This is a genomic window from Tateyamaria sp. (assembly GCF_059783535.1).
In genome coordinates, this window is the sequence record NZ_JBYNDP010000194.1 from 1 (window position 1) to 5128 (window position 5128).

General features: G+C 61.5%; 6 protein-coding genes. 1 reads left to right on the top strand and 5 read right to left on the bottom strand.

The features are described from left to right. The 4 genes from AC6RA8_RS20970 to AC6RA8_RS20985 all read right to left on the bottom strand — a co-directional run. The coding region (locus AC6RA8_RS20970) for an RluA family pseudouridine synthase (RefSeq protein ID WP_500355569.1) at nucleotides 1–938 on the bottom strand (938 nt) is incomplete at its 3' end. Next, entirely contained in the window at nucleotides 935–1315 is a 381-nt protein-coding gene (gene crcB / locus AC6RA8_RS20975) for a fluoride efflux transporter CrcB (protein ID WP_500355571.1), read from the bottom strand. The genes crcB and AC6RA8_RS20970, both read right to left, overlap by 4 nt. Nucleotides 1316–1360: 45 nt before the next feature. Continuing rightward, the gene (locus tag AC6RA8_RS20980) at nucleotides 1361–2668 is read right to left on the bottom strand and encodes a replication-associated recombination protein A (protein ID WP_500355573.1); all 1308 of its coding nucleotides are present in this window, start codon (nucleotides 2666–2668) and stop codon (nucleotides 1361–1363) included. Nucleotide 2669: 1 nt separating this feature from the next. Further along, on the bottom strand, nucleotides 2670–4049 hold the full coding sequence (locus tag AC6RA8_RS20985) for a trypsin-like peptidase domain-containing protein (RefSeq protein WP_500355574.1): 1380 nt from the start codon (nucleotides 4047–4049) through the stop codon (nucleotides 2670–2672). Nucleotides 4050–4190: 141 nt separating this feature from the next. Here AC6RA8_RS20985 and AC6RA8_RS20990 point away from each other — a divergent pair, with 141 nt between their 5' ends. Continuing rightward, the gene (locus AC6RA8_RS20990; RefSeq protein WP_500355576.1) at nucleotides 4191–4646 is read left to right on the top strand and encodes a host attachment family protein; all 456 of its coding nucleotides are present in this window, start codon (nucleotides 4191–4193) and stop codon (nucleotides 4644–4646) included. 59 nt (nucleotides 4647–4705) lie between these two features. Here AC6RA8_RS20990 and rplQ read toward each other — a convergent pair whose 3' ends face one another. Further along, nucleotides 4706–5125 (bottom strand): 50S ribosomal protein L17, encoded by a 420-nt coding sequence (gene rplQ / locus AC6RA8_RS20995; protein WP_500355577.1) that lies wholly within the window; start codon nucleotides 5123–5125, stop codon nucleotides 4706–4708. Between the last annotated feature and the right edge of the window lie 3 nt (nucleotides 5126–5128).

Here is a 5128-nt window from a genome sequence, read left to right on the forward strand (position 1 = left end):
ATGATCTTGCGCGTTTCCGGCTGTTCAAAGCGCATCATGCGGGCGTGCAGGTGCAGCTTTTGCGAGATAATCCCGCCCACCTTGGCGCCCCAGCCATCGCCCATGTTTTCCTGACTTGAGCCGCCATATTTGCCATCACCGACAATCGGGTGCCCGATCTCTGCCATGTGCGCGCGCAGTTGGTGCGTGCGGCCCGTGATGGGCTCCATCGCAACCCAGGCGGCGCGGCTGGCAACGCGATAAAGCGTGGCATACATCGTGTGCGCCCGCTTGGCCCCGCGCGTGTCGTCGATGTCGCGCGGGTGCACGGCGATCATCTTTTCACCCTCGCCCCCGCGTCCGTGGCCCGGCGCCTTGACCAACCCGTACTTGATTTCACCCAGATACGGCGTGGGCACACCGGCGACGAGCGCCCAGTAGATCTTGCGGGTCTCATGATGACGCATCGCCGCCGTCAGCGACTTGGCCGCCGCCCTCGTGCGGGCGAGCAGCAGGACACCGGATGTATCCTTGTCCAGCCGGTGCACAAGGCGCGGCTTTTCATCCAGATCGAATGTCAGCGCCTCGGCCAGCCCATCCACATGTTTCGTCTGCCCTGATCCCCCCTGGGTGGGCAGACCGGACGGCTTGTTGATCGCGATGATCTGGTCATCCTTGTAGATCACGCAGTCGCGGATCATCTTGGCGTCTTTGTCCGAGATGCGGGTTTTCTGAATCACAGGGGCAGGCCGATCCGGCAAGGGCGGGATGCGCACTTGCTGTCCTTCCTCAACCCGCGTTGAGGATTTGACCCGGCCACCGTCCACCCGGCATTCGCCCTTGCGGCACATCTTTTCGATCATGCCCTGGCTCACCTGTGGAAAGCGGCGCTTCATCCAGCGGTCAAGGCGCTGATCGCCCTCGCCCGCTTCGACAGTGACTGTTTGAACGCCGCTCATGCGAAAACTCCTCGGGCCAGGATCAGGCCAAGGGCCAGTGCACCCACGGACAGGCCGACAGACAGCAGGATATAGAGGCTGGCTGAGCCCACCTGTCCACGTTCGATCAACGTCATGGTTTCAAGAGAGAAGGCGCTGAATGTGGTGAACCCGCCCAGAACACCGGTCATCACGAAGGGGCTCAGATGGGTGAGCCCGCGATGCGCGGCAGCCACGACGAAAACGCCCATCAGGAAGGACCCGATGACGTTCACCGTGATGATGGCCAGCGGAAAGTCAGACGGACCAAATGCGCGCAGCACAGCCACGCCCGTCAGCCAGCGCAGGGACGCGCCGATTGCCCCGCCAAGGGCCACAAGTGAAAGGGTTGAAAACATGCGCGGTCTGTCGTCGGTTCGCCACAAAGAGTCAAGCGCAGTGGCCTAGCTGTTCCGCTTGGCCCGGAGCCGCGCGAAGTAATCGAGCCGTTTTTTCAGGTCGCGTTCAAAGCCACGCTCGACCGGTTGGTAGAGGTCCGGGCGTTCCATCCCGTCGGGGAAATAGTTGGCCCCGGAAAACCCATCTTCGGCATCGTGGTCATAGGCATAGTCCTTGCCGTATCCCTGATCCTTCATCAGCGACGTGGGCGCGTTCAGGATGTGTTTGGGCGGCGGGTGCGACCCGGTCTGTTTCGCCGCCCGCCGTGCGCCCTTGTAGGCGACATAGGCCGCGTTCGATTTCGGTGCGAGGGCGAGGTAGACAAGCGCCTGTGCCAGCGCCAATTCGCCCTCAGGGCTGCCGAGCCGTTCGTAGGTTTCCCAGCTTTGCAAGCAGACCGCCTGCGCCTGCGGGTCGGCCAGGCCGATGTCTTCAACCGCCATGCGCGTGATGCGACGGGCGAGGTAGCGGGGGTCTTCGCCCCCTTCGAGCATGCGGGCGAACCAGTAGAGCGACGCATCCGGGTCCGAGCCGCGCACTGATTTGTGCAGGGCCGAGATCAGGTTGTAATGCGCATCGCCCGATTTGTCGTATTGCGCAGCACGGCGCATGAGCCGTGCCGCAAGAGCGGTCTTGTCCAGCTTGCCCTCGACCGTCCACGTCGTGACCTGTTCGATCAGGTTCAGCAGCGCACGGCCATCGCCATCGGCCATTTCAAGCAGCGCTTCGCGGGCCGGTCCGTCGAGCGGGAGGGCTTTGTCCAGTTCCTGCTCAGCCCGTTGGGCGAGCAGTTCCAAGTCCTTGAGGTCGAGCCGTTCCAGAATCAGCACTTGCGCACGGGACAAAACAGCGGCGTTCAACTCGAAGCTGGGGTTCTCGGTTGTGGCCCCCACCAATAGGATGGTGCCATCCTCCATATGCGGCAGAAACCCGTCCTGTTGTGCCTTGTTGAAGCGGTGGATCTCGTCCACGAACAGAAGCGTCCCCTGCCCGTTCTGACGGCGTATCTTGGCTGCTTCGAATACTTTTTTAAGATCCGGGACACCTGTAAAAATCGCCGAGATCTGGACGAAATGCAGGTCTGTCTCATGCGCAAGCAGCCGGGCGATGGTCGTTTTGCCGACGCCGGGCGGGCCCCAGAAGATGAGCGACGACAGCGCACCTGAGGACAGCATAACAGTCAGCGGTGCCTCTGGCCCCAGCACCTGCGACTGTCCAATGACGTCGGCCAGCTTTTGCGGGCGAAGTCGGTCGGCCAGCGGCCGTGGTCCCGTATCTTGCTCGGAAGAGGTAGAGGCGAAGAGATCACCCATTCTAGAAACGCAACACGATGCGGCTGTTGCCGCGCACCGCGCGTACGGTGGTGCCACGCCGCGCTTCGGACAGGATGGCCGCGGCCTGTGCAGGGGTCTCAATGTCTTGCCGGTCGATCCGTTGCAGCACATCGCCACGGCGCAAGCCGACACGGCGACCAATCTGGCCTTCGTCCAGAACGACAACGCCATCTGACGCGATAGGCAGGTTCAATTCGGCTAGGACAGCCGGGTTGATGCGGGCCAGTGTCAGGCCCGGCAGGCTCGCGTCGTCAGGCAGCATGATTTCCTCACGCGGCGGGCTGTCGGGTGGCGGGATCAGAGCGACGGTCAACTCATCCTTCGCGCCATCGCGCAGCCGGGTCATCGACGCGCTGTCCTGATCGCTGGCGACACTCATGCGAAACAGCATCTCGCCCGGACTGCCCACGGGCGCCCCATCAACTGCCAGCACGACATCGCCCACTTCGAACCCGGCTTCAGCCAATGGACTGGCCGGGTGCAGACCGGCCAGCATGATGCCACCGGGGCGGTCACGGCCAAGCGTCTCGGCCAGATCAGCATCAACCGCCTGCCCCGTCGCCCCGGCCCAAGGTCGCACAAAACGGTCATTGCCGTCCCGCGCCTGTTTGACGAAGGCCGCCACCAGATCAGCCGGAATGGCAAAGCCGATCCCGTTCGATCCGCCAGACCGGCTGAGAATGCGGGTGTTGATGCCCAAAAGCTGGCCGCGCATGTCGATCAGCGCGCCACCCGAGTTGCCCGGGTTGATCGGCGCATCTGTCTGGATGAAATACCCTGCCCCGCGCCCATTGCTGCCGCCCGAGCGTGCAAGGCCGGACACTATACCCGAGGACACTGTTTGCCCCACCCCAAAGGGGTTGCCGATGGCGAGGGTCAGCTCGCCCACCTCAACCGTTTCACTGTCCCGTAGGGACAGGAACGGAAGGTCCTCTGCATCATCGATCTTGAGGATCGCCAGGTCACTTTCCTGATCACCAAGCAGCACGCGGGCGTCATATTCGCGCCCGTCATTCAAGACGACCCGGATATCGGTTGCCTGCCCTACAACGTGGTAGTTCGACACGACGATCCCGTCATCGCCAAGGATGACGCCGGAGCCAAGCGAGTTCTGAACACGTGGTTGTGGCTGCCCGAATCCTTCGAACAGCCGTTCGAAGAACGGATCATCCATGAAAGGCGTTCGAGCCCTGGCCTGCGTGACAAAGCGCACATAGATGTTCACCACCGCTGGAGCCGTTTCGCGTACAAGCGGTGCAAAACTGAGGGTGATCTCCGACTGGCTTTGCGGCACGCGCGTTTCAGCCTGCGCGCCTTGGGCAAACAGGCCAAGCAAAATGATCAAAAACAGGTGTTTCATGGCCGTCCTCGTCTGCGTCTGGATATGCGCCCTGCCCCGGACAAATGCAACAGAACTGACCGAACGCAATTCCGAACACGGGCTGGGAGATAGAATGAGCGAGTTCATGTGGTGCTCGAAGAGAAAAGGAGAATAAAAGAAATGGCAAAATTGGATCGGGGCACCTTGGTCGTCGTGGCTGATGGTGAAAAGGCGCTGTTCCTGCGCAATCTGACAAGTCGGCGGACTCCCAATTTCGAAGTGACCGACGTGGAAGCGCAAGAGAACCCTCCGTCCCGCGCGCAATCGAATGACCGGCCCGGACGGATGAAGGATGGCGGACCGGGTCAATCGTCGGCCCTGGAGGATACGGATTGGCACACATTGGCCAAGGATCGGTTCGCCAAGGACTTGTCCAGTATGTTGTATGCTGAAGCGCATAAGGGCACATTCGACAAGCTGGTTCTGGTGGCATCACCGCAGGTGCTGGGCGTGCTCCGCGCCGACATGCATATGGAGGTTACGGCCAAGATCGTGGCCGACATTCCCAAAACGCTGACCAATCACACGGTGCACGAGATCGAAAAAATCGTCACGGCCGAACTTGGGCTATTTTGAAACGCAAAACGCCGCCCCGGATCAGGGGGCGGCGTTTCCGCTTCGCTATGTGCGGAGCTTTATTCTTCGGCAGCTTCTTCTGCTGCAACGCGGGCTTTGTCAGCGGCGCCCTTGGCGTCGCGGTCACGGTCCACGAATTCGATGATAGCCATGGGCGCCATGTCACCATAGCGGAAGCCAGCCTTCAGTACGCGAACATAGCCGCCCTGGCGGTCTTTGTAGCGCGGGCCCAATACGTCAAACAGTTTGGCGACGTATTGCTCTTCTTTCAGCTTGGCGGCGGCCTGACGGCGTGCGTGCAGATCACCGCGCTTGGCCAGCGTGATCATCTTTTCGATGATCGGGCGCAGTTCCTTGGCCTTGGGCAGTGTTGTTTTGATTTGCTCATGTTCGATGAGCGAGCCAGCCATGTTCGCGAACAGAGCCTTGCGGTGCTCATGTGTCCGGTTCAGGCGGCGGTAACCACGTGCGTGACGCATTTT

Coding starts and splice junctions, on each gene's coding strand:
- crcB (WP_500355571.1), bottom strand. CDS start 1,315: ATGTTTTCAACCCTTTCACTTGTGGCCCTTGGCGGGGCAATCGGCGCG.
- AC6RA8_RS20980 (WP_500355573.1), bottom strand. CDS start 2,668: ATGGGTGATCTCTTCGCCTCTACCTCTTCCGAGCAAGATACGGGACCA.
- AC6RA8_RS20985 (WP_500355574.1), bottom strand. CDS start 4,049: ATGAAACACCTGTTTTTGATCATTTTGCTTGGCCTGTTTGCCCAAGGC.
- AC6RA8_RS20990 (WP_500355576.1), top strand. CDS start 4,191: ATGGCAAAATTGGATCGGGGCACCTTGGTCGTCGTGGCTGATGGTGAA.
- rplQ (WP_500355577.1), bottom strand. CDS start 5,125: ATGCGTCACGCACGTGGTTACCGCCGCCTGAACCGGACACATGAGCAC.